The organism is Halobacillus sp. B29 (genome assembly GCF_052246755.1).
GTDB lineage: Bacteria > Bacillota > Bacilli > Bacillales > Halobacillaceae > Halobacillus > Halobacillus halophilus.
In genome coordinates, this window is the sequence record NZ_JBQQCM010000009.1 from 82,759 (window position 1) to 103,778 (window position 21,020).

Here is a 21,020-nt window from a genome sequence, read left to right on the forward strand (position 1 = left end):
ACAGAATCGAAGGGAAGGTGGCACAAAATGAATAATAAATACTTAATCGGAGTAGATGGCGGTTCACAGAGTACGAAAGTAGTGATCTTTGACCTGCAAGGAACAATTGTCAGTGAAGGAAAGAAAGCGCTAAAGCCTATGGATCTTCCAAAACCTGGGGTGGTAGAGCATCCTGAGGATGATTTGTGGGATTCCCTGATTGATGCAAGTCAAGAAGCGATGAGCAATTTTTCAGGAAACAAGGAAGATATAATTGGACTTGGTCTCTGCACCATCCGCTTTGTTCGCTGTTTACTCAAAAAGGACGGAACGCTTGCTTCCCCTGCGCTCAGCTGGATGGACGAACGAGTGGCTAAGCCTTATGAACATGTCAATTCTGAGGTTGCCTATGTCACTACTTCTTCTGGATATATCACACATCGGCTGACTAGGCAGCTCAAGGATTCAGCTGGTAATTACCAGGGGATGTGGCCGATCGATACAGATACGTGGGATTGGAGTGAAAGCGAAGAGGTTTTTGAACAATATAACATTCCACGAGATATGCTCTTTGATCTTCAATATCCAGGTACGGCTCTTGGCCACATTACGAAGGAAGCTTCTGAGGCAACAGGAATTCCTTTGGGTCTGCCAGTCGTTGCAACCGCGAATGATAAAGCGGTGGAAGCTCTGGGGGCTGGTATGATTTCGGAGGATGCTGCCCTTGTTTCGCTTGGAACTTACATAGCGGGTATGGTTCATGGGCACGAGAATCCTGACTCCCCTGAACATTACTTTGCTAACTTTGCAGCTGTTCCCAATGAGTACCTTTACGAATGCAGCGGCATACGTCGCGGGATGTGGACGGTGAGCTGGTTCAAGGATCTGTTGGGAGAAGAGCTCACGAAAAAAGCAGATGAGCTTGGTTTCTCCCCCGAAGAATACTTAAATAAAGAAGCTGCGGAGAATGTAACAGCTGGCAGTGATGGTTTAATGACCGTGCTGGATTGGCTTTCTCCGCCGGACGAACCCTTTAAAAAAGGGATGATGATTGGCTTTGATGGCCGTCATACCAGGGCTCATATGTATCATTCCATTCTAGAAGGCATTGCCCTCACAATGAAAACCAATGTGGATGCCATGAGTGAAGAGCTTAACAAGACACTTCGTAGTCTTTACATTACGGGCGGAGGTTCTAACGGGGATTTGATGATGCAGATATTTGCCAACGTTTTTGGGATCCCGGCCAAGCGGACAAAAGTTAACGGTTCGGCCAGTCTGGGTTCTGCGATTAACACGGCTGTAGCTCTAGAAGTACATCCCACTTATGAAGAGGCGATTGAACAGATGGTTCAAGTGGAGGATACGTTCCTTCCAGAGGAGAATAAGTTTCAGTTTTATACCCGAATGAATCACGAGGTTTACCAGCACATAACCTCGCATACAAACGAACTATTGAAGAAATCTTACCAGCTTTTTCATGAATCATAAGCTCATTCAATTTTTATAAATAATACGCAAAGGAGTTTTTAATGATGACGTTAACGAAAGAACAAATTATCAGCGATGTTCAGTCCATTGTTTCTGCGGAACAAGTGATTACAGATGAGGAAGTGTTAAAGGAAAATAGTGTGGACCGTTTCAGAAAGTATGAAACGATTCACGGTGTTTATACACAGCCGCTTCCGGCTGCCGTCGTGAAAGTGAAAAATGAACAGGAAGTATCCTCGCTTCTAAAGTATATGAATGAAAATAACATTAACGCGGTGCCAAGAACAGGCGGATCCGCTACAGAAGGCGGGCTTGAAACCGCAGTGGAGAACTCCCTTGTGATTGATGGATCAGCTATGAATGAAATCGTGAGCATTGATTCTTACGACATGCTGGCCACGGTTAAGTGCGGAGTACCTTTGGAAGAGCTTGAAGATCAATTGCGCGAGCAAGGATTAACAACCGGGCATTCTCCGCAGTCTAAGCCGCTTGCTCAAATGGGTGGTTTAGTAGCAACTAGAAGTATCGGTCAGCTTTCTACTCTATACGGCGGTATTGAAGATATGGTGATCGGCGTCGAAGCCGTGTTCCCGAACGGTGAAATTACGAAAATAAAGAACGTACCAAGACGTGCGGCAGGGCCGGATATTCGCCATGTCATCATTGGTAACGAAGGAGCCCTTTGCTACATTACAGAAGTTACGGTGAAAGTGTTCCAATATCAGCCGGAAAATAACCAGTACTATGGCTATCTTTTAGACGATATGAAAACAGGCTTCGAAATTTTAAGAGAGGTCATGGTTCAGGGCTATCGTCCTTCTGTCGCTCGTTTGTATGACCCGGAGGATGCAGCGGATCATTTTACGTTCTCTAAAGGAAAGTGTGTTTTAATCTTCATGGCGGAAGGACCGAAGCCTATTGTTGAAGCAACCGGAAAGGCGATTGAAGATATAGTTGCTCCATATAATGAAGGAGAACGAGTGGAAAGCAATTTAATCCAAAACTGGTTCGAGAATCTGAACTGGGATCCTTCCAAGGTTATAGAAGAACGTCAGCAGATTAAAGAAACCGACAACATTGGTTTTACTACAGAAGTATCCGGCTCCTGGGGGGTAATTAACGATATTTATGAGCGCTGCATTAAGCGCGTTCGTGAGGAAATCCCTCATATCACGATGCTTGGCGGACACTCTTCCCACAGCTATATGAATGGAACAAATATGTATTTCGTTTATTACTACGATCTTGTAGATATTAAGCCAGAGGAAGAAATTACAAAATATCACTATCCAATTAACAAGATTATTGTAGAAGAAACCATCGCAGCAGGCGGATCCATGGTGCACCATCATGGAGTTGGAAAGCATCGGACCCCTTGGATTAAAGATGAGTACGGTTCTTCTTATTACATCCTGGAAACATTGAAGAAAGCCTTTGATCCTAATGGAATTATGAATAAAGGCACAATTTTTCCTAAAGAAGACTAAGAAATACACGGTTTAAAAATAGTGCTGGGAGGACGAGCTGCGTGAAAAATAGCGGCTCGTTGCCTTCCTACATGATGAAAAGAAGAAGGGTATCCTTCTTTAACATAAGTAATCTCCATTAATGAAAACGTTTACTGAACATAGAAGACTTAGGATCAACTGATTAAATCAAGGAGGAAAAATATGAACAATTTAAAGAAGAATATGATTCGGCCGCTGGTCTTTTTTCCGGCGTTTATATTGCTTTTAATTACTATTATCCTGAACTTTGTTAATTACGATTGGTTTCTTCGTGTAACGACCGCAGCACAGAACTTTATGACTCAAGAAGTAGGCTGGGTCTTCAGTCTAGCGGGAGTGGCTTGTGTCATTCTAATTATCTTTGCTTACTTTTCACCTCTTGGGAACGTAAGAATTGGAGGAGAAGATGCGAAGCCGCTGTTGAAAAAGAGGACCTGGTTTGCGATTACATTAACGACAACGATTGCCGCAGGTATTTTATTTTGGGGAACCGCCGAGCCTATTTCTCACTTGACTTCTCCTCCTAAATCTCTGGGAATTGAACCGATGTCCCCTGAAGCTGTGCTATTCGCAATGGAAACATTGTATCTTCACTGGACATTCATCCCCTATGCCTTCTATTCCGTCCCGACCATTGTATTTGCGTTTGCTTACTACAATATGAAACGTTCCTTTAGTGTAGGCGCACAAATATCTCCGGCTTTAAGAAACTATAACCAGGATAAAATTAACGTCATCGTTGATGCTGTAATACTTTTTGCGGTTGCTGCTGCGATTTCATCTTCATTCGGTACTTCCGTTATGAATATGGGGGGAGGCATTAACTCCTTAACTGGTATTGATAATGATAAGTCTCTATGGATTGTAATTACGATTATTGGAACGATTGCCTTCATCGTTTCTTCCAGTACTGGACTTATGAAAGGAATCCGGGTGCTAGCCGACTTCAATATCTATCTTTATTATGTGATTTTAGCTGCTCTCATTATTTTAGGTCCGACTGTGTATATGTTCAGTTTAGGAACGGAGAGTTTTGGAGGCTTCTTGTCAGGATTCTTTGATAAAGCTCTCTTTACAGGTCAGGCCGCTGGGGATTCATGGGCTACGGGCTGGACCACCTTTTATTGGTCAAACTGGATGGCTTGGGCTCCTGTAACAGCCGTTTTTCTGGCGAGGATTGCCTATGGTTATACGGTTAAAGAAGTAATCATGATGAACTTTGTTATTCCTGGGCTCTTCAGTGTCATTTGGATGACTGTGCTAGGCGGAACAGCTATCAACTTCCAGATGACAGGAAAAGTAGATATCGCAGCTGTTATCGACGCTCAAGGAACAGGAGCAGCCGGGTATGCTGTCTTAAGTGAAATTCCGTTTTCCGGCATTTTGATTGTTCTCTATTTGTTAGCCGTAATGATTTCCTTCGTAACAGCAACGGACTCGACAACCAATGCGATGGCGAGTATCAGTGCTACCGGGATAACGGAAGGTGCTCAAGAGGCCCCTATCTTTATTAAGATTACCTGGGGTCTGATCGTTGGAGCTGTAGCGCTTATTTTCATTTCGACTCTCGGTATCAATGGGATTATGACCTTATCCTACCTGGGAGGGTTTCCAGCACTTTTCTTAGGAATCCTCAGTATATTATCGCTAATAGTGGTGATGAGAAATCCAGCAAAGTTTGACCGGCATTCAAAAAAGAATCAACAAAGAAATTCAGCATAAAAGACTGGGATCTATTAAATGTTATTGTTGATGGTTTATAAGATGCTTACTCAACTAGTTGTGAGCTTCCTAGCGTTATACTTCCCTTCCGAGCTCCCTGCAGAAGGGTCCTCTGTTCATTAATGATTGGGGTGGAGGGGCGAGACTCCAATGAGAAAAAGAACTAGAGGGAGTTCCTGCAGGGAGTGATAATGAGCGAGAAAGCTCCTGGTAGAAGGAGAAACTCCCATACTGTAAGACTACAGGACATAGTCTTACAGTATGGGAGCATAACTATAAAATCAAAACCAAGGGTCAGAGAGATATATTTAGTGTAAACTGTGCTGATTTTAAAGAAAAACTAGATATATTTTTGGCATTGTATGTATTTTAAAAGCAGCTATTGTACGACAGATTAAAAAGGTAAGAGCCACTCTAGATAGAGCGGCTCTTATTTTTTTACCAGAAGAAAGCTGAAGCCAGGGCGACCCCAGTAATAGCTCCGATTGCAAATGGAATACCGAACCCGTACCCTCCGTAAAAGAAAAAACCATATCCACGTGGACCCGGGAATGGGCGCAGCCACACATGGTTGCGAGTCACTCGGGTAATTCTACCGTAATGAACACGACCATCACGACCGGTTAGACGGACATCTCTACCATGATAACGGCAGCAGAGACCATAAATGTTGGATTGAGACAAGTAAACACTTCCTTTCTTTCCTGCATAGAGGACTATGATTATAGAATATGTTTGCAGACGAGTTTTGCGTAGACGAATGTAGATATTCTGCATAGTTTAATGAAAAATGTTTTTTGCCCTCAAGTCATAGAATGTAGGAGAACATCATTAGAAAGGGTGTATGGATTGGGAATTGTAGACACTTCACGTGCATTGGGAGCTTTTAATGAAAAATGTAAAAGAAAGGCCCCGTTTCAATCTCCCTATATCGTCCAGAGAGAAACGATTTGTCAGCCTGCTCAACATCCCTTCGACGGACTGCAAGAAGAAGAAATTCAATATCTTTTGTTAACCTATGGTTTATTCAATCCGGATGCTTGGAGAAGAGCGGGGAAATTGGTGAAGAAATGGAAAGAGGGAGGTTTGTACGAAAAGTTGGAAAAAGAATACCTGTATTTAAAAAAAATGTGGAATGGTCCGGAGGTTCCTGTGTATCTTTATCCCTTCCAAGAGGGTGGTTCTTTCCTGAGGGAAAGCAAAGAAAATAAAGGGGGAGTAGCGTTCAAGGAAGGTTTATACCTTTTTTATGGAGACCCAGTAAAAGAAGAGGATTGGAAAGCAGTTCTGGCTCACGAATATAACCACGTCTGCCGCTTAACAGAAAAGAATGTGGATATGGAGCACGTAACACTGCTCGAGACCCTGGTGATTGAAGGTTTGGGAGAGTACGCTGTTAAAGAGGTCTATGGCAAAGATTATATATCACCATGGACGAATCAATACACTGACAAGCAGCTAAGTAAATTATGGATAGACAAATTCAGGGGCAATCTTTCAAACCGAGAGCGTGAAAGTCAAATGGATTTTCTTTACGGAAACAAAAAGAGAGGCCTTCCCAGATGGTCTGGGTATCAGATTGGTTATAAAATTATCGAGTCGTACCACAAAGCCCATCCAGACCAAAATCTTCCACGGATGATGAAGCTTGAGGCCGATGATTTGGTTAAAGGATCTTCTTTCCCATTGGCCGAGAGTGATTGAATTCATGTAAACAGGGACAACTGCTGATACGTTCTTCGTGTCATTTTCATAGAATATTTAAGAATTCTAGGAAATGACGAAGGAGGTTTACTTGTTGTTCGATAAATTTGAGAAAAAGACCGGCGTTAAAATGGATGAAGTTTTTAAATTAGCGAGGTCGCTGCAGGGTGCGAATTTCAAAGATGAGAAAACAGTCCGAAACGTAGTAAATAAAGTGTCCGCATTGGCAAACCGCCGAGTTTCCAAACAGAAGGAAGATATGATTGTGAAGGCGATTCTGGATGGAAAAGTACCGAAAGATCTGTCATCGATAGAGAAAATGATGAAAAAGAAGAAATAATATAGAGGAAAAGAGACTCTTCGATAATGGACATGGTTGAAGAGTCTCTATTTCATATACATACATTACTTTTCGCAGATAAAGATACGGTAGCTTATCGACTCTTTATGAGCTTTAAAAAAAGAGTGGTGGTCATCCCAAAGGTCGTACAGATCTTCACTGATATTTGGTGAAGGGCGGAGGTCTGTAACTTGGGTTTCGTCTAATGATTCAATGGCGGGGACACGGGAAACGGTCGTAAATCCAGCTCCCTTCAGTTTGTGTATCCATTCCTCTTCTGTTAGAACCTCTTCAATTCCATACAAATTTTTAATGGAGGAGAGTTGCTGTTTAGATAATTGTTTGGCTGCGGTCATTTCGTTACATAAGAATGTTCCTTTCTCTTTTAAAACCCTGTGAATTTCCTTGAGCGTTTCATGAGCGGCTCCAGTAAATGAAAGGACGGATTCGGTAAGTACCATATCAAAAGTGAGGTCCGCAAATTCGAGATCCTCTGCGCTTCCGTACCGAACGTCTGCTTTTAAATGTAGTCGTTCGGATGCTTTTTTTACCATAACGGGATGATTGTCTATAGCGGTAACTTTACAACTGAAGTGATCGGAAAGATATTCGGCTGTTTGACCGGTTCCGCAGCCGATGTCTAATACGGATGATGAGGGAGGCAGATGTAAGGATGACAACACTTCTTTGGTTAAAGGAAAACCACCTGGGTGGGCGCCTCCGACTCCGAATTCAGCTAGTAAATCAAGATAACGATTGCCCATAATTACTTTTCTTCCTTCCGCTTTGAGTTGTTAACAGTGTATGATTAAGAGCGGAACGAGTGAGCATCGTGTATTTTGGTTAGCAAAAAAGCAGTCTCTCCAAGTTTGCGGAGGACTGCTTTATTTCTCCCAGATGATTACAATGGGAGTGTTTTGAAAGAAATTTTCCTTGCCACTTTCATGAAGAAGTTTATTGTATGGCCATTTATTAAGCCGATTTATTTTCCAGCTCTTCTTTATCTTTTTGAAGCGCCTGCCTATCTGCTTTCAAGGCTTTAAACAGGGAGAACACCATGAGCAGCATGATAAATGAAAACGGGAATGCAGCTGAAATCAAGGCATTCTGCAAGGCAGTCAGACCTCCTGTATATAAAAGTACAGCGGCTATAGTGGACTGTGCAATTCCCCAAATAAACTTTACTGTTTTCGGGGGATTGAGCGATCCATTGGTCGTCTGCATCCCTAGAACAAAGGTAGCGGAGTCTGCGGAAGTAATGAAGAAAGTTCCAATCAGCATCATTGCTATAATGGACAGAAACACGCTCAAAGGAAATTGATCAAATACTCCAAATAAAGCCTGTTCATCTGGAAGACTGGCGATGTCGGCACCGTTTTGCTGGGTTTGAATACCGGTTGCTCCAAAGGCAGTCATCCATAGGAAACTGACCACAGAAGGCACTAGAAGAACACCGGAAAGAAATTCTCTTATGGAGCGTCCTTTCGATACACGTGCGATAAAAATACCTACAAATGGAGACCAGGCGATCCACCAGGCCCAGAAGAATACGGTCCAATCCATAACCCATTGTTTTTCTTCCTCACTGTTCGGGTTCATCCGTAAACTCTCGGTAGCAAGGGTTTGAATGTAGGAACCAAGCGTATCCGTGAAGGTATTGGCTATATATACAGTGGGTCCAATAATCAGCATGGTGATAAATAAAATAGCCGCAAGACCCATGTTCGCGTTACTCAAGTACTTAATTCCTTTACTCAGCCCAGTATAGGCTGACACCATAAATAAAGCTGTAACGACTATAATAATGAGGAGCTGGACCCAGAATTGTTTTTCGATATCCAGCAAGTAGGTAAACCCTCCATTGATTTGGGCTGCACCAAAACCAAGCGTTGTGGCTACCCCTACAATAGTGGCAAATACAGCGATTACATCAATGACTTTACCCCAAGCCCCTTTCATTTTATCTCCAAAAATAGGCTCTAACGTGGCACTGATCAAGCCGGGTTTTCCGTGTCGGAATTTAAAATAGGCCAGGATTAAAGCGACAATAGCATAAATGGCCCATGCATGAACCCCGTAATGGAAAAAGGTAATGCGCATAGAATCCCTGATTGCTTCCGTGGTTCCTGGTTCAGCAAGGGGAGGAGTTTTAATAAAGTGGGATACCGGGGAGGCGGCGCCGTAGAAGACAAGTCCAATTCCCATGCCTGCACTGAATAACATGGCAAACCATGTAGAGTAGCTGTAATCGGGTTTATCATCAGGTTTTCCGAGTTTGATCTTGCCGTAAGGACTGAAAATCAAATAAATACAGACAATTACAAACAAAGATACAATTAATAGATAATACCACCCGAAGTGAATGGATATGTAGTTCTTCACATTCGCTGAGATCGTTTCGAAATTTTTAGGAGCCAATGCCCCCCAGGCTGATGCAAATAATGTAATGGCCAGCGTAATCCAAAATACGGATGTTAATCTTTTCATTAGACTCTCCTTTCGGAATTCAACCTAAGCAAATAATAGGAAGAATTCAATATTATGTAATTTCTATACCCGCAAGGTGGGAATGTAAACAGATAAGGTTCTTATAAATAATCTTTATAGGTTAAATGAATGAACCTCTCCCAAAAATAAATGTGCCTTTCCTGCGAAAATAGTCTTATAGTATTCTAGTATTTAACAATTTAATAGTAGGAGGAAGATAGGTGAAAGGTTTGTTTTTGGTTGTTCTTGTCGGTTTTTCTTAGTTTTGTCCCCTCTGCCGGGAGTGCCGCTCCCTCATCAGGTGAATTAGAACATTATCTTAAGGAATTAGGCTGGACGTAAGAAGATTTAGTGGAATACTTAGATTTTTATGAGATTCGGATAGCAGATTTTGAGGATATGGAGGGCCTGAAAGAATTTTGGGTGAACCGTTGACGGAGGATAATTTACAGGAGTTTCTGGAAGAATACGGGTGGACGCTTGAAGAAACGGTCGAAGTACTAATGGAGATTGGAGAATTGGAAGAAGGGGAGAGCGTTCTCGGGGGTTATACGTTCTATGATGACCTTGCCACGAATCTCTACTTTTATTCAATGACCCCCTTAACAGATGAGACCATGAATCAGCTGGCAGAGAGTTATGAAATGTCGTATGAGGAGCTTATTGTACTGCTTGAACAAAATGAAGATTCCATTGATAACTATGAGTATATAGAGGACTTAGGTTCTGCAGTATGGTATTATCTGTATGGTGAAGAAGTGGACGATAGTTATATGGATGGGCAATTCCATGATATAGGGCTAACTGAGGAAGAGATGGAACGATTGGCGGAGCATTTTATGGAAATTGATTTTGAAGATCCGTCTTTGTTAGAAAAATTAGAAAATCTTTCGGAGCGCATGATGGCTTTTGAAAATTTTGAGGTTGCTACCGAACTTTCTGCGGAACAAGTAGCTGAATTACTGGATATCTTTACGCAGATAACGAAAATATTTCAATTGGATGTATCTTTCTATTTAGCTGATGGCGCAGAAAAAGAGCCGGTTTCTATCTCTTCCCTCATTGCCCATTTATCATGGCAAAGAACTGGAAAAAGGTGTCGGGCATTTTGCTGGGAGTGTACTCCCAGGGAAAGCGGATAACAGTATATTATCCGGCCACCGTGACACGGTTTTTCTTGAGCTCGGAGAAATTGGAATAAATGATCTGCTGGTCTTAACTACATTAGCAGGAGAATTCACGTATAAAGTGCGGAAGGTCCGAATTGTGGGTGAGGATGATCGAACGGTGCTCGTGCCGAAACCAAAGGCGACCTTAACGTTGACGACCTGTTACCCTTTTCAATTTTCGCCTCCACAAAGATTTATACTGGTTGCTGATTTACGCGGCGAAAAAACAAAATAATAAAGAATATAAAAATCCCCGGCTCTGCTTATTTGCGAGTCAGGGAATTTTTATAATAAATAATCATTATTTATCCTCATCCTCATAAGGGTAAAGCTCTTCAGAAGCTTCCGTACTTAATTGAGGGGCGGGGCTCATCTTCTCTGTACCTGCTTCCTCACCATCCAAGTTACGCGCAATAGACTGGTGGAAGAAGTATTCAAAAATAGTGAGTGATATAGTCGATATTAGTGTAGCTGAAAACACATTATTTCCAACAGTGAGTGCATCCGTCATCAAGTAAACCACCAGAAATGTGAATACAAAGTCTGAAATCGTAGCTGTGGTATTACTGGATCGGGACAGGATTAATAAGTCGCCTACAGCATAAGAAACCCCCGTTAAAACCAACGAGATTAAGAACACATTCCCAAAGGATACGTCAAATCCGCCTCCTAAAATAATAAGAAGGATGGGGAAAGTGAACAAAAACTTCATAGCGATTAATTTCAAGTGTTCCATGAATAATCACCTCCTGCGTCTATAGCTTCCTTCAAGACCATTCGCTCTATACCATATTTACAGTTAATTTACAAATGTATCGAAGAATACAGTGTTAAGCAGGTGTGTATTTAGTGAATCGTATCGTTCCTCTTATCAATATATAAGCTTCCATCTTTTTGAACTTCTGCGTAAAAGACATCGGAAATGGACGGTACACCGGCTGATTTAAGCTGGTGGTGGAGCCACTTCTGATCCAGATTTAAGCTTTGTAAATTAGCATCGTTTATTTTTCCATCCGAAACGACAGTGGTAGGGATGGGGTGAACTGCAGGGCTGTTTGAAACGACATTTCCGTCTTTTTTGGTAAATGGCTGGTCTCCTGTTTTTTTCATAACAGACAGGGTTCCATCGGTTTCGAAAATAGCATAACTTACTTCATTTAAAGAAAACACATTTTTCTTTCGAAGTAATACGTTCAGGGAATCCAGGTCAAGTCGTGCTTTGCGTAGCTCATCCTCAAGCAATTTCCCCTGTTTCACAACGATGATGGGCTGGCCGTCAATAAAAGAGCGGACATCCTTTGATTTAATATCCAAATACCCTAAAAAAACAGTAAAGACAGCCCAGCTTACTAATGCAATCAATCCATTCCGAACGCTCAAGGAAGCATCAATGGCAAGTGACCCTCCAATGGTACCTATGGAAATAGCGGAAACGAAATTAAAAAACGTGAGTTGAGAGATTTCTTTTCTTCCCATTATTCTTGTTAAAACTAAAAGAACAGTAAAAGCGAGTGCCAGTCTTAACAGTAATTCAATAACATCCATGATGGAGATCCTTTCTGTTGCTTTTCTTTTTGTGGTATTTCTAAACGCTTCCAGGACTGATTTACGGATGCAATAGCTGTTGTTAACTTTCTCTCTAGATATTTCCTAACAACCTATGGGTTATACGAAGACGTTCTTAAAGCAAAAAGCTAAACCGCCAAGTTTCGACCTGATGGTTTGGTTTTAATTGAGATAATCAGGATTTAGCGGTTAAAGATGTATGGCCCTGGCTTAATGGTAAGGAGTAACAGCCGTTCACTTATCGTGGGGGAGATCATCTAATCAGATGAGGAAAGCCAATTTTAGGTGCAAAAAAAAGAACAAAGTAAAGTTTTTTGGCAGGTTGCGAAGATGGAAACGCTTTATAAATAGGAAGATACATATTTATGTGAACTTTCTTAACATAAGAGTTGTTTTAATATTTAGAATTTGGTAAAGTGTAATATAACATCAGATGTTAGAAAATATCACATAGAAGGGGATGGCTATTATATGGATGCAACTTTTTTAATGAACAACTTATGGATTGTCGTTTGTACGGTTCTGGTTTTGTTGATGCAGGGTGGATTTATTTTACTTGAAGCAGGCTCCACACGAATGAAGAACGCGGGTCATATTGCGGGGAAAACAGTGTTTACGATAGGAATTGTATCCCTGGTGTTCTGGGCAGTAGGGTATGGCTTAATTTACGGAGAAGGAAATGCATTTATTGGATTTTCTAATTTCTTTTATGGTGATGCGACTACAATGGGAGAGGGACTTGCGGGTTCCGTTGACTTTATGTTCCAGCTTGCGTTTGCAGCTATTGCCATGACGATCGCATTTGGTGGTTTTGCGGAACGTGCGAAGCTAGTGGCTTATGTGATATTTGCTATTTTATTTTCTATTGTTATTTATCCTGTGATCGCCCACTGGATCTGGGGTGGAGGCTGGTTGGCCGGCCATGGTAAACAGGATTTTGCTGGGTCGACCGTCGTACACTTAACTGGTGCAGCGGCTGCCCTTGCTGCTACGATGATTTTGAAACCACGTATTGGTAAATATAATAAAGATGGATCTTCTAACGAGATTGCCGGACATAACCAGGTATTTACAGCGTTAGGTGTACTTATTTTATGGGTAGGCTGGTTCGGATTTAATGCGGGTAGTACGTTTGGTGTAGCTGATGCTTTCTTTGGTTATGTAGCGTTGAATACACAGCTTGCTGCAGGTGCAGGGGCAATCGGTGCTATGCTGATGGTTTGGGCTGTAACCGGTAAAGCGGATGTACCTACCACGCTAAATGGTGCGCTTGCGGGTCTAGTTGCCATTACTGCCTCTTGTGCATTCGTTGAACCATGGGCTGCTGTCATCATTGGGCTTGTCGGGGGAGCTTTTGTATTCTTCAGTATGAGATTCTTTGATAAGAAGAGAATTGATGACCCGATCTTTGCTTTATCTGTCCACGGGACGGTTGGGATATGGGGAACACTTTCGAACGGATTGTTCGCCACACCGGAACTAGCTACAGTCGGCCGTCCAGGTTTATTTTATGGTGGTGGTTTTGAACAGCTTGGTGTTCAGATTTTAGGTGTTGTCAGCAGTGGATTATATGCTTTTGTTGTTTCGTACATCATCCTAAAAGTTATGGATAAAGCCATGGGAGGTCTTCGAGTAACAGAAGAAGAAGAGATTATGGGTCTTGATTTGAGTGAGCATGGAGGCTATGGCTATCCAGAAAACTTTAATTCTCCGGAAAAGAATCCAGGAGCGTAGACATATACAAAGGGATGGATCGTTATGTTTGAAACTTATGAGGAAATCAGGCAATGGCGGGAAGAGACCATGGGGTCTGTTGTTGACGATCATCGCCAATTAAATGCTTTTCATGACCAGTTAATGTATCAGACGTTACGAATTGCCAAAGAAACGATCGAAAGTGAGCAGGGTCCGCCTCCTGCTCCTTTTGCGTTTTTTCTAATGGGTAGTGCGGGACGATCTGAGCAGTCAGTCTGGAGTGATCAGGATCATGGTATTATTTTTGAAGGCGCATCTCAATGCCAGGAGTATTTTTTAAACCTCGGCGCTGAAATCAGCCATGGTTTAGCTATCGCGGGTTATGAAAAATGTGAAGGAAACGTGATGGCTTCGAATCCTTTGTGGTGTCGATCAATTGAGTCGTACAAAAAACAGATTCATGATTGGCTTAATGAAGACAGTTGGCAATCGTTGCGAAATTTTTCGATATTTTTTGATTCGCGAGTGTTAGATGGAAATGATGAATTTTTATTAAAAGTGAAGCGCGAATCATTTTCAGTCTTAGAAGATTGTCCACGGCTATATTCCCGGTTGGTCGAAAACTTTGAGTTTATCAAAAAAGGGGTGGGTGTGTTTGGGCAGCTGCTTCCGGAACAGCGACAGGGAATGAATGGGGAGATCCATTTGAAGGAAACAGCTTATTTCCCCTATGTGAATGCCTTGAGAATCCTCTCCTTGAAAAAAGGAGTGTCCGCTGCTCCTACATTGGACCGGTTTGAAATTTTGTCTTACTCCTACCCATTCATCGAAGCTTATGAGAACGACTTTCGGGAGCTGCTCACGTTTCGTCTGCGCTATAAAAAAGAAGCGGAAAGCTATGAAAAAATTCACTTACTTCCGCTGGATCGATTGTCGAAACAAGATAAGCAGCAACTCAAACATTTGATTAAACGGGGGCAGCAGCTGTTTGCTAAATCCAAATTAATTCTTAAAGAAGAGAGTTCCTTATGAATCCATTTATGCAATTTGTAAAGGATGTTTCAGGTCGCCTGGGGAGCGGCTTTTCATCCTTAAATCGAAATGACCCTTCTAAAGAAGCTTATATAAGAAACCTGGAGCGGCAGTTAAAAAATAAAGATGACCTGGATGTTCCGTTTGATGAATTAAATGTTGTGGTGTTTGATTTGGAAACGACCGGGTTTTATCCTTACAAAGGTGATGAAATTTTATCCATAGGCGCTGTAAAAGTAGAAGGGACTAACATTATGGAAGAAAAAACATTTTACTCCCTTGTTTATAGCGAATCAGGTCCTTCGAAAGAAATTGAAGATCTAACTGGGATCACCAGCGATATGCTGATAGATGCGGAACCTCTTCGAGACGTACTTCATGACTTCTATTCTTTTATTAGGAGTGATGTACTCGTGGCCCATCATGCGAATCACGAGAAGCAGTTTATGAATCATGCCACATGGCTCGCCTTAAGAAAAAATTTTCAGCACCGCATTGTAGATACCACTTTTTTAACCAGAATTGCTCATCAGGAAAAAAAGCTGGTCAGTCTGGATGAATGTTGCAAACATTATGGCATTGCTATTGACCAGCGTCATCATGCTTTGGATGATGCAATGGCGACAGCAAAGCTATGGGTGGAAAGTATTCAGGACATCAAGCAAATGGGTTACACAAATTTGGGAGACGTTTATGCACATCTCGCGACTTTAGAGTAAGATCCTTAAGGAAGCTTTGGCTGAGGCCAGAGCTTTTTTAAATGAGTTAAGTTTGAGGGGAGATGATACAGGAAACAGTCACATAGAGTGAGTAAAGGAGGATAATCAATATGGGAATTATATTATATTTAATTGTCGGAGGTTTAATCGGCTGGCTTGCTGGAGCTATCATCGGCCGTGATATGCCACTTGGAATTATAGGTAACATTATTGCTGGAATTGTAGGGGCATGGATCGGCGGCGAATTACTAGGATCGATCGGACCGAGTTTAGCAGGAATAGCAATCATCCCTGCCTTATTAGGGGCCATAATCTTTGTGTTTATTGTCAGCTTAGTTATGAAAAATACACGAAAGAAATAATATATCAAACAACTCAAGGCCGAAAAAGTCTTGAGTTGTTTTTATACAGAAGAATATTGTATAAAATAAAATAAGGTTTCATTTTCAAAAGGAAAGAGGCCTGCCGAGCAGGTATAATAAATTTCAAGAATCAAACATTAAATAGATACGGTTTGTTGGGAGCAGGTATAGAGACCTGAACATTGATCGAATATTTATAAATACGTATATCAAAAAGGAGATGCGTTGATGACACAGCGAAAAGAAAAAGTAGAAACTGGATGGAACTTCGACCATAGCTATGCGCGTCTGCCAGAGCTTTTTTTTCAGAGTTCTGACCCGGAACCTGCGCATGCCCCTCGTTTAATAATTGCTAATGATAGACTTGCTGACTATTTGGGGTTAAACACGGAGTGGCTTCATAGTGAGGAAGGTAAAGAGGTTCTAGCTGGTAATATAGTACCCGATAGTGCGTTTCCTTTAGCTCAGGCTTATGCGGGTCATCAGTTCGGGCATTTCACCATGCTGGGTGATGGAAGGGCTTTACTGCTAGGCGAGCAGATTACCCCTCAGGACGAACGGGTAGATATTCAACTTAAAGGATCAGGCCGCACCCCTTATTCTCGCGGAGGTGACGGGCGGGCACCGCTGGGGCCGATGCTGCGGGAATATATAATAAGTGAGGCTATGCATGCACTTGGTATTCCTACGAACCGCAGTCTGGCTGTCGTTGCAACGGGTGAGTCCGTGATTCGGGAATCGGAACAACCGGGAGCGGTTCTTACTCGAGTAGCCAGCAGTCATCTGAGGGTTGGAACTTTCCAATTTGCAGCAAGATGGGGAACGTTGGAGGATTTACGAGCTTTGGCTGATTACACTGTGCACAGACATTTTCCAACTATTGAATCGGATGAAAATCGCTATCTATCTCTGCTTCAACAAGTAATTGAACGCCAGGCGAAGCTGATTGCTAAGTGGCAGATGATCGGTTTTATTCATGGAGTCATGAACACAGACAATATGGCGATTAGTGGAGAAACTATTGATTACGGTCCTTGTGCCTTTATGAACACCTATGATCCGGCAACCGTGTTCAGTTCTATCGATATCCAAGGAAGATATGCTTATGGCAATCAACCGGATATTGCGGGCTGGAATCTCGTGCGATTTGCTGAAACCCTGATCCCCTTGATTCATGAGAATCAGGATGAAGCGATAAAAATAGCTGAACGCGAACTTTCACATTTCACCAGTCTTTACGAGGCAAACTGGCTGGACGGCATGAGAAGAAAACTTGGTATTTTTAATCAAGAAACAGAAGACAAGGAACTTGCAGAAGACTTGCTTCGTATGATGAAGGAATATAAAGCAGACTTCACCAATACGTTCCGGGCGCTTACATTTGACCGATTGGAAGATATATCTATATTTGAAGCTCCTGAATTTAAAAAGTGGCTGGAACAATGGCGCAATAGATTGGACAGGCAGGAAGAATCAAAAGACACTTCCTACCAGTTGATGAAGAATAATAATCCTGCTATTATTCCCCGGAACCACCGGGTAGAAGAAGCGATTGAAGCTGCAGTGAAAGAAGAAGACTTTAGCGTGCTGGAGCAGCTCCTTGGGGTTCTTTCCAACCCTTATGCGCATTCCTGTGAACAGGAAGCCTATACGGCGCCTCCGGAGCCAACTTCCCGGCCTTATCGTACGTTTTGCGGAACCTGAAGGCTCTTAAATATAAAGAGATCCTTCTCCATATTAGGAGGAGGATCTTTTTGTGGCTAACGCTTGACGGATAATAGTATGAGAAAAGTTTTAATAGTTCTTTTATACATGATTAAATCAAGTTTATAAAAACTTGATTTTTTAATAAACTGAAACTGCCTGCCAAAATGGCAGGCAGCAAGCCTTGCGTATGGTCCCTCTGACTATGAAAGTGACTACGGATTATTCCGTAGTTCAGGCAAGTCAGGATATTGGGAAATAGAATACTTTTTAAGTTTTCTTTTACATTAAACGCTGGTTTCTTGTCCTCTTTCTATTCTGGCAGCCTATTATAGTACGTCCAGTTTAGCCACGATGGCGACAAGTACCTGAAGGAGCGCTTGAATGTTTACGGCTAAATCAGTATCAGTTGTTACTACTTTTACATTTTTGGAATGTTCAATAATGGTTTTCTGTCTGTTGCTTTGTTTTGTTTTAATAAATTGTTTGATATCTTGTGCTACTGCCTTACCTTGATCAGAGTCGCCAATAGTAATACTGATTACGGCGGCAATAGCAGCCTGGATTCCCAATTGCAGAGAAACAGACGCTTGAGTATCAGTAGTTTTTACGTGTACTTCTTCGGAGTCTTTTACAATAATCCATTCATAGGATTTTTGTTCATTTTTAACAATTTGGTCGGCGTCCTGCATCTCATCGGCTCCATCGTCTTTAGCACCACAATAATGGTCTAGTGCTCTCCATTTCTTTTCTTCCATGTTTTTTCACCTCTTTTAAATATTTAATTAAAATACATCTAACTCAGCGACTAAAGTTACAAGTACTTGAAGCAAAGCTTGAATATTTACCGTCAAATCAGTATCTGTGGTAGTTATATCTACATCTTTTGAGTTATCAACGAAGATTTTTTGATAGTTTGTTTGTTCAGAATCGAACTTCTGAACGATTTCTTGAGCGATTGCCTTGCCCTTATCAGAATCCCCAATAGTGATACTGATTACTAGAGCAATAGCTAATTGGAGACCGACTTGAAGAGAAATAGCTGCTTGGGTATCTGTGGTGTGGACATTCACATTGCATGAATTTCTAATCCAAATCAGTTCGTCAGATTCCTGGTCATTTAAAGAAACTTGAGTACCATCCTCAAGTATAATTGCCGCATCATGATCATCTCTGCAATCTTTTTCATGTTTTCCGTGATAGTAGTTTCCATGATGGTGATCTCCATGGTAATAGTTATGGTCATAACTGTATTTCTTGTTCATTATTTAACACTCCCTTTCTTGGTATGATATATAGTATTATTTCTATGGAGAGATGGAGTGTGCTATTTGGCTGATTAAAGTAACCATTTTCAATTGATTTAGAATATTTCATAGAAAAAGCTGCCATTTCGGCAGCTATCTTGGGATATTTTATAAACTATTATTGTTTATCCTTTTTGTTAGAGTCTATCAATGTATCTACCTGACTGCTGAGATCATCCACCATGTCTTTAATACGCTTCTTTTGTTCGTCTGAGAGTTTTTCCTTTATTTTATTCTCATTGACGCCATTCTTTTTGAAAATATCACTAATTAATAGGTCTAGAACCGAATTGGGAATTGGTTTTGAATGCTTTTTTGAAGAATCTTCACTCATAGTAAATAGCCCTCCTAATAAGAGTTTTATGTTAATAGCATATGCTCTAACTTTTATAGGGACACCATGCTATTAGCCTTTTTATAAAAACAGGAACAATGCCTGCTTTACTAATAACTCAGACACTCTTTATTTCATCTAAGATCTCTTGGGATAAAAGCTTTCCAACCTTATGCTAAAAATTCGCAGTCTTGTGTGATTAAAGAGCGCAAGTGTTAAAATAGACAGTCTAGAATAATCAATGCAACTAGAAGGGCGAGTATATATGAGGCGTCGGATTTATGTCTTTTTCACGATTATCATTATTATTCTCTGCATTTATGGAGCAAGAGGATGGATATTCTCAACTGAGCAGGGAGACTGGGTGGGGGCATGGAGTACAAGTATGATAGCTCCTTATACAGAAGGAATTTCCCAAGAGGGATTTGAGAATCAAACTGTTCGCTCGATTATTCAGCCCCACATTGATGGGAAGAAGATGCGCATACGGCTGTCGAATGAATTTGGGTCTTCTCCTTTAATCGTTGAAGACATACATGTAGCTGCTTCCAAAAATAAAGCAGAAACGATCGCGGGAACAGACCGGAAAGTCACATTTGGCGGGGAAGAAAAGATAAGTATCCCTCCTGGTGAAAAAATGGTGAGTGATCCCGTTCCGCTAAAGGTGAATCACATGGATGAATTAGCGGTCAGCCTTTATGTTCGTGAATCTACCGGGCCTGCTACGTGGCACCCTCTCTCCATCCAGGAGACGTATATTTCAGCATCCGGCAATCACGTGTCTAATTCTAGTGCGTCCGCATTTGAGAGGAACGAAGAAGCCTGGTTCTGGCTGGACGGAGTTGATGTTATCGCAGAACCTCTAGTAAAAGGATCTATCGTAGTAATGGGCAGTTCCATTGCAAATGGGAATTATTCGACAGTCAATGCTGACCATCGTTGGCCGGACTATTTAGCGCAACGAATGAATCGGGAAACCTCAGGGAGTAAATTGTCCGTATTAAACGCCGGCGTTTCGGGGAATCATTTGATCAATAGCGGAGTAGAAAGAGGAGAAAATGCGTTAGCAAGGTTAGAGAGCGACGTGTTTAATGAAACGGCGGTTAAGTCAATCATTTTTCATCAGGGACTAAACGATATTAGACATCACCCTGAATATGGAGCGGAAAGAATAATCCAACGAATAAAAGAAATTATCCAGGCCTCTCACGATGAAGGACTTAAAATTTATGGCGGGACGTTAACTCCTTTTAAAGGTTCAAGTATGTACACGAAAGAAGGAGAAGAGACCAGGCAGGCGGTTAATGAGTGGATCAGGACCAGTGGAGCGTTTGATGGTATCATTGACTTTGACAAAGCAGTGCGAGATCCTGATCATCCTAAGCGGTATCTTCCTGAATATGATTCTGGGGACCATTTGCACCCTAACGATTTAGGCTATAAGAAAATGGCCAAATCGATAGATTTATCTAAGTTTAATTAAATGACTTATCCTGACTGCTCAGTTTTCTCTATGATTCGTTAAAAAAATTGGTTTATTTCCCGGGGAATATTTATTTCAACATAATCTGAGTGGATTCTTTGTGCGGCTTCTTTGAAAGTCCGTTTTATAATAGTAGAAGTTAATCTTTGAAGACTATAGCAATAAGATCTAAACATAAGGGGTGCCAAGTATGAGTGAAGCTCTATTTTAGTAGTAGAGGATGAAGAGAAAATTGCGAGAGTCTTAGAGCTCAAGCTTGAGTACTAAGGGTATAAAGTAGTGAAAGCCACAGATGGTTTAGAGGGTTTGCAGCAAAATCGAGCACATATATGATCAATTGCCAGACTGGAGAAGTCATTGAATCAAAGAGAGAACAGGATGACGATTAATTTAATTTTAATAAGCTGCCACAGAGGCA

At 41.6% G+C, this 21,020-nt stretch carries 20 protein-coding genes and 1 pseudogene; 13 read left to right on the forward strand and 8 right to left on the reverse strand.

All coding sequences use genetic code 11. From position 1 onward, the window contains the following. Window positions 1-27: 27 nt before the first annotated feature. The 3 genes from ACTWP7_RS12805 (at window position 28) to ACTWP7_RS12815 (ending at window position 4,700) form a co-directional block, all read left to right on the forward strand. A complete protein-coding gene (locus ACTWP7_RS12805) occupies window positions 28-1,470 on the forward strand; it encodes an FGGY-family carbohydrate kinase (RefSeq protein ID WP_443123508.1) in 1,443 nt (480 codons plus the stop codon). Window positions 1,471-1,514: 44 nt separating this feature from the next. Continuing rightward, on the forward strand, window positions 1,515-2,957 hold the full coding sequence (locus ACTWP7_RS12810; RefSeq protein ID WP_443123509.1) for an FAD-binding oxidoreductase: 1,443 nt from the start codon (window positions 1,515-1,517) through the stop codon (window positions 2,955-2,957). Window positions 2,958-3,140: 183 nt separating this feature from the next. After that, window positions 3,141-4,700, forward strand: a complete 1,560-nt coding sequence (locus ACTWP7_RS12815) for a BCCT family transporter (protein WP_443123510.1) — start codon at window positions 3,141-3,143, stop codon at window positions 4,698-4,700. A gap of 438 nt (window positions 4,701-5,138) precedes the next feature. Here the strand turns inward: ACTWP7_RS12815 and ACTWP7_RS12820 are convergent, their stop codons facing one another. Further along, window positions 5,139-5,384 (reverse strand): hypothetical protein, encoded by a 246-nt coding sequence (locus tag ACTWP7_RS12820; protein WP_443123511.1) that lies wholly within the window; start codon window positions 5,382-5,384, stop codon window positions 5,139-5,141. Window positions 5,385-5,549: 165 nt separating this feature from the next. On the opposite strand from ACTWP7_RS12820, the gene ACTWP7_RS12825 reads away from it, so the two are divergent. Then, the gene (locus tag ACTWP7_RS12825) at window positions 5,550-6,404 is read left to right on the forward strand and encodes a DUF2268 domain-containing protein (RefSeq protein WP_443123512.1); all 855 of its coding nucleotides are present in this window, start codon (window positions 5,550-5,552) and stop codon (window positions 6,402-6,404) included. Window positions 6,405-6,477: 73 nt separating this feature from the next. After that, the gene (locus ACTWP7_RS12830) at window positions 6,478-6,744 is read left to right on the forward strand and encodes a stage VI sporulation protein F (protein WP_051005583.1); all 267 of its coding nucleotides are present in this window, start codon (window positions 6,478-6,480) and stop codon (window positions 6,742-6,744) included. A gap of 65 nt (window positions 6,745-6,809) precedes the next feature. Here the strand turns inward: ACTWP7_RS12830 and ACTWP7_RS12835 are convergent, their stop codons facing one another. Next, window positions 6,810-7,508 (reverse strand): class I SAM-dependent methyltransferase, encoded by a 699-nt coding sequence (locus ACTWP7_RS12835; protein ID WP_443123513.1) that lies wholly within the window; start codon window positions 7,506-7,508, stop codon window positions 6,810-6,812. A gap of 208 nt (window positions 7,509-7,716) precedes the next feature. Then, on the reverse strand, window positions 7,717-9,231 hold the full coding sequence (locus ACTWP7_RS12840) for a glycine betaine uptake BCCT transporter (RefSeq protein ID WP_443123514.1): 1,515 nt from the start codon (window positions 9,229-9,231) through the stop codon (window positions 7,717-7,719). Between the two features lie 644 nt (window positions 9,232-9,875). On the opposite strand from ACTWP7_RS12840, the gene ACTWP7_RS12845 reads away from it, so the two are divergent. After that, window positions 9,876-10,373 (forward strand): processed acidic surface protein, encoded by a 498-nt coding sequence (locus tag ACTWP7_RS12845; protein ID WP_443123600.1) that lies wholly within the window; start codon window positions 9,876-9,878, stop codon window positions 10,371-10,373. Next, a pseudogene (locus ACTWP7_RS12850) lies at window positions 10,291-10,635 on the forward strand (sortase); the annotation flags it as partial. The gene ACTWP7_RS12845 and the pseudogene ACTWP7_RS12850, both read left to right, overlap by 83 nt. Before the next feature lie 66 nt (window positions 10,636-10,701). On the opposite strand, the gene ACTWP7_RS12855 reads toward ACTWP7_RS12850, so the two are convergent. Both ACTWP7_RS12855 and ACTWP7_RS12860 read right to left on the reverse strand, forming a co-directional pair. Continuing rightward, the gene (locus ACTWP7_RS12855) at window positions 10,702-11,136 is read right to left on the reverse strand and encodes a YndM family protein (protein ID WP_443123515.1); all 435 of its coding nucleotides are present in this window, start codon (window positions 11,134-11,136) and stop codon (window positions 10,702-10,704) included. A gap of 110 nt (window positions 11,137-11,246) precedes the next feature. Continuing rightward, window positions 11,247-11,945 carry a DUF421 domain-containing protein gene (locus ACTWP7_RS12860; protein ID WP_443123516.1) on the reverse strand — a complete coding sequence of 233 codons (699 nt, stop codon included), beginning with the start codon at window positions 11,943-11,945 and terminating at the stop codon, window positions 11,247-11,249. 492 nt (window positions 11,946-12,437) lie between these two features. On the opposite strand from ACTWP7_RS12860, the gene ACTWP7_RS12865 reads away from it, so the two are divergent. The 5 genes from ACTWP7_RS12865 (at window position 12,438) to ACTWP7_RS12885 (ending at window position 17,478) form a co-directional block, all read left to right on the forward strand. Beyond that, entirely contained in the window at window positions 12,438-13,700 is a 1,263-nt protein-coding gene (locus ACTWP7_RS12865; RefSeq protein ID WP_443123517.1) for an ammonium transporter, read from the forward strand. Window positions 13,701-13,724: 24 nt separating this feature from the next. Further along, complete coding sequence (locus tag ACTWP7_RS12870) at window positions 13,725-14,693, forward strand: DUF294 nucleotidyltransferase-like domain-containing protein (protein WP_443123518.1); 969 nt, start codon at window positions 13,725-13,727, stop codon at window positions 14,691-14,693. Further along, window positions 14,690-15,412, forward strand: a complete 723-nt coding sequence (locus ACTWP7_RS12875; protein WP_443123519.1) for an exonuclease domain-containing protein — start codon at window positions 14,690-14,692, stop codon at window positions 15,410-15,412. The genes ACTWP7_RS12870 and ACTWP7_RS12875 overlap by 4 nt, the downstream gene beginning before the upstream one ends. A 110-nt stretch (window positions 15,413-15,522) precedes the next feature. Then, the gene (locus ACTWP7_RS12880; protein ID WP_443123520.1) at window positions 15,523-15,774 is read left to right on the forward strand and encodes a GlsB/YeaQ/YmgE family stress response membrane protein; all 252 of its coding nucleotides are present in this window, start codon (window positions 15,523-15,525) and stop codon (window positions 15,772-15,774) included. A 228-nt stretch (window positions 15,775-16,002) separates the two neighbouring features. Then, entirely contained in the window at window positions 16,003-17,478 is a 1,476-nt protein-coding gene (locus ACTWP7_RS12885; protein WP_443123521.1) for a protein adenylyltransferase SelO, read from the forward strand. A gap of 329 nt (window positions 17,479-17,807) precedes the next feature. Here ACTWP7_RS12885 and ACTWP7_RS12890 read toward each other — a convergent pair whose 3' ends face one another. The 3 genes from ACTWP7_RS12890 to ACTWP7_RS12900 form a co-directional block, all read right to left on the reverse strand. Continuing rightward, window positions 17,808-18,236, reverse strand: coding sequence for a spore coat protein (locus tag ACTWP7_RS12890; protein WP_443123522.1), 429 nt, complete (start codon window positions 18,234-18,236; stop codon window positions 17,808-17,810). A 27-nt stretch (window positions 18,237-18,263) separates the two neighbouring features. Beyond that, window positions 18,264-18,743: a spore coat protein gene (locus ACTWP7_RS12895; protein ID WP_443123523.1), complete on the reverse strand. Its 480-nt coding sequence runs from the start codon at window positions 18,741-18,743 to the stop codon at window positions 18,264-18,266. A gap of 160 nt (window positions 18,744-18,903) precedes the next feature. Further along, window positions 18,904-19,119, reverse strand: a complete 216-nt coding sequence (locus tag ACTWP7_RS12900; protein ID WP_443123524.1) for a spore coat protein — start codon at window positions 19,117-19,119, stop codon at window positions 18,904-18,906. A 265-nt stretch (window positions 19,120-19,384) separates the two neighbouring features. Between ACTWP7_RS12900 and ACTWP7_RS12905 the strand changes: the two genes are divergently transcribed. Continuing rightward, window positions 19,385-20,602, forward strand: a complete 1,218-nt coding sequence (locus tag ACTWP7_RS12905; protein WP_443123525.1) for an SGNH/GDSL hydrolase family protein — start codon at window positions 19,385-19,387, stop codon at window positions 20,600-20,602. Window positions 20,603-21,020 lie beyond the last annotated feature (418 nt).

Excerpts from the sequence above, each read along its gene's own strand:
- ACTWP7_RS12855 (WP_443123515.1), bottom strand. The coding sequence starts at position 11,136 with ATGGAACACTTGAAATTAATCGCTATGAAGTTTTTGTTCACTTTCCCC.
- ACTWP7_RS12845 (WP_443123600.1), top strand. The coding sequence starts at position 9,876 with ATGTCGTATGAGGAGCTTATTGTACTGCTTGAACAAAATGAAGATTCC.
- ACTWP7_RS12885 (WP_443123521.1), top strand. The coding sequence starts at position 16,003 with ATGACACAGCGAAAAGAAAAAGTAGAAACTGGATGGAACTTCGACCAT.
- ACTWP7_RS12835 (WP_443123513.1), bottom strand. The coding sequence starts at position 7,508 with ATGGGCAATCGTTATCTTGATTTACTAGCTGAATTCGGAGTCGGAGGC.
- ACTWP7_RS12875 (WP_443123519.1), top strand. The coding sequence starts at position 14,690 with ATGAATCCATTTATGCAATTTGTAAAGGATGTTTCAGGTCGCCTGGGG.
- ACTWP7_RS12880 (WP_443123520.1), top strand. The coding sequence starts at position 15,523 with ATGGGAATTATATTATATTTAATTGTCGGAGGTTTAATCGGCTGGCTT.
- ACTWP7_RS12865 (WP_443123517.1), top strand. The coding sequence starts at position 12,438 with ATGGATGCAACTTTTTTAATGAACAACTTATGGATTGTCGTTTGTACG.
- ACTWP7_RS12890 (WP_443123522.1), bottom strand. The coding sequence starts at position 18,236 with ATGGAAGAAAAGAAATGGAGAGCACTAGACCATTATTGTGGTGCTAAA.
- ACTWP7_RS12870 (WP_443123518.1), top strand. The coding sequence starts at position 13,725 with ATGTTTGAAACTTATGAGGAAATCAGGCAATGGCGGGAAGAGACCATG.
- ACTWP7_RS12815 (WP_443123510.1), top strand. The coding sequence starts at position 3,141 with ATGAACAATTTAAAGAAGAATATGATTCGGCCGCTGGTCTTTTTTCCG.
- ACTWP7_RS12840 (WP_443123514.1), bottom strand. The coding sequence starts at position 9,231 with ATGAAAAGATTAACATCCGTATTTTGGATTACGCTGGCCATTACATTA.
- ACTWP7_RS12860 (WP_443123516.1), bottom strand. The coding sequence starts at position 11,945 with ATGGATGTTATTGAATTACTGTTAAGACTGGCACTCGCTTTTACTGTT.
- ACTWP7_RS12905 (WP_443123525.1), top strand. The coding sequence starts at position 19,385 with ATGAGGCGTCGGATTTATGTCTTTTTCACGATTATCATTATTATTCTC.
- ACTWP7_RS12810 (WP_443123509.1), top strand. The coding sequence starts at position 1,515 with ATGACGTTAACGAAAGAACAAATTATCAGCGATGTTCAGTCCATTGTT.
- ACTWP7_RS12900 (WP_443123524.1), bottom strand. The coding sequence starts at position 19,119 with ATGAGTGAAGATTCTTCAAAAAAGCATTCAAAACCAATTCCCAATTCG.
- ACTWP7_RS12805 (WP_443123508.1), top strand. The coding sequence starts at position 28 with ATGAATAATAAATACTTAATCGGAGTAGATGGCGGTTCACAGAGTACG.
- ACTWP7_RS12895 (WP_443123523.1), bottom strand. The coding sequence starts at position 18,743 with ATGAACAAGAAATACAGTTATGACCATAACTATTACCATGGAGATCAC.
- ACTWP7_RS12830 (WP_051005583.1), top strand. The coding sequence starts at position 6,478 with ATGACGAAGGAGGTTTACTTGTTGTTCGATAAATTTGAGAAAAAGACC.